Raw genomic sequence first — 2,030 nt, forward strand, 5'->3', positions numbered from 1 at the left:
GTGCGGGTGCGGCCGGTGGCGGGGTCCAGGTCGGACCGGATGAGGAAGTCGGCGCGGCCGTGGAAGGACACCGTGCGTCCGCCGGGGTCGGGTTCGGTGAGGCGGTGGTGGAAGCTGCCCTGGTAGATGACGGGGACTCCGGTGGCCATGGCGTCGGCGGTGGCCTGGGCGGCCGCGGCCAGGGAGGCGTCCTCGGGGTGGGGGTCGGGCATTCGGGCGACCTCGACCAGGGCGCTGAGGCGTTCGAGTTCGGCCTGTTCGTGGGCCAGGCCGTGCTGGGCCACGAGCGGGTCTATGTCGGCGGGGGCGGGTGCGCCTTCGACGCGGGCGGCCAGGGCGGTCTTCAGGGCGCTGCGGTGGTCGCACTCCAGGGTGTCGACGAGGTCGGTGGGTGAGACGACCCAGCCGGTGGTGGTGCGGAACACGCCCCTGCTCCCCTGTGTGGTGTTGGTGTGGGTGCTGGGGATTGTGCCATGAAGCGGTGACGTGTGGGAGTCCACACGCGCGGCGGCCCGCCCAAGGGCCGCCGCGGCGCGTACGGGTGCGGACGGGGCGTTAGCCCACGACCTGCCACTCGACCTGGCCCACACCGGCTCCGGTGCCGATGATCTGGTCGAAGGCCGCGGTGGACAGGTCCAGGCAGCGTCCGTCGACGTAGGGGCCGCGGTCGTTGATGCGCACGGTCACGGATTCGCCGCTGCTCGGGTTGGTGACCTGGACCTGGGTGCCGAAGGGCAGGGTCTTGTGGGCGGCGGTCATGGCGTTGGGGTCGAACGTCTCGCCGTTGGCGGTGGTGCGTCCGGCGAAGTCGGTCCCGTAGTAGGAGGCCTGGCAGGAGCCGCCCTGGCCGGTGGACTCGGTTTCGGCGCCGGTGTCGGCGGCGGGCTCCTCGGCCTCCTCGGGCTCCTCTTCGGGCTCTTCGAGGATGCCGGAGGCGTCGGTGCTGGAGCGCTGGGTGGCGGAGCCGACGGCCTCCTCGGCGAGCTGGCGCTGCTCCTGGCCGGCGTTGGGCGTGGCGTCGTCGGCGACCAGCGGGTCCGGGTCGGCCTGGGGGGCGCCCGCGGCGTTGGTGGCGCTGCCCGGGTCGGCGCCGGTGGCGATGACGGCCGCGGCGGCGGTGCCGCCCACCAGCAGCGCGGCTCCGGTGGCCGAGGCCAGGATCAGGGTGCGCTTGCGGCGGGAGCGCTTGGCGGCCACGCGGGGGCCCACGGGCGCGTCGGCGCGGGTGGCCTCTTCTTCGGCCGACGGGTTCTGGGGCTGGTGTGTGCCCACGACGGATAGTCCTTCGAACGGGAACAGGGCGTGGCGGCGCGGGTGCTCCGGGATGGGGCGCGCGGTTGCCGTGGCGGGTGCGCGGATGGTGCGGCGCCCCGGGTCGCGGGAGGTCGCGGCGCCTGGAGCGGGCCGCCGGATGGTGCGCGGGGTTCTGGGCGCAGATCCTAGGGGTAACGCGAGGGTAACGGTACCGGAAAGAGGGGGTTTGTGGAACTTGTCACCTCGGGGTTCGGTGGTGTTCGTCACCCGGTGATGTGGGGTTCGGGCAGTTCGGGGCGCCGGGGCGGCACGCCCTCGGGAAAGAGGGTGGCGGCCGGGTCGGGCAGGTCCACGCCGCTGAGCCGGGCGACGGCGCTGGACAGGCTGGGGTTGTCCAGGTGCCCGCCCACGGCGCGGATCATGGCGGTCAGGGTGGGCAGGACGGGGGCTCCCAGGGCGGTGACGGCGTAGCGGGTGGCCACGGCCGGGGTGCGCGAGGCGCCCGCCCAGCAGTGCAGCAGGACGCGTTTGCCCTCCGCGCGCAGGGCCGCGACCGCGGCTGCGGCCTCGTCCAGCGTGAAGTGCGGGTGGGAGTTGGCGCCCCTGCGGTCGTGCAGCCACACCCGTACCCAGTCGGCTGGGGGCAGGTGGGGCGCGTCGCTGGGGTGGGTGCGGCACAGCGAGACCGCGGCGTCCACGGTGTCGGGATGGGCGCGCAGGTGGTCGAGGTTGCCCAGCAGGACGCCCGGGTCCAGGGGATGGGGGACGGCGAAGGG

The 2,030-nt window shown here is 74.6% G+C and carries 1 protein-coding gene and 2 pseudogenes; all 3 read right to left on the reverse strand.

The window, feature by feature from the left end:
• A pseudogene (locus tag ABD54_RS26390) lies at positions 1-425 on the reverse strand (ATPase); the annotation flags it as partial.
• 130 nt (positions 426-555) lie between these two features.
• Positions 556-1,272 (reverse strand): septal ring lytic transglycosylase RlpA family protein, encoded by a 717-nt coding sequence (locus tag ABD54_RS26395; RefSeq protein ID WP_047872263.1) that lies wholly within the window; start codon positions 1,270-1,272, stop codon positions 556-558.
• Between the two features lie 245 nt (positions 1,273-1,517).
• A pseudogene (locus tag ABD54_RS26400) lies at positions 1,518-2,030 on the reverse strand (dual specificity protein phosphatase family protein); the annotation flags it as partial.

It is taken from the genome of Nocardiopsis sp. RV163 (assembly GCF_001029525.1).
GTDB classification, from domain to species: domain Bacteria; phylum Actinomycetota; class Actinomycetes; order Streptosporangiales; family Streptosporangiaceae; genus Nocardiopsis; species Nocardiopsis dassonvillei.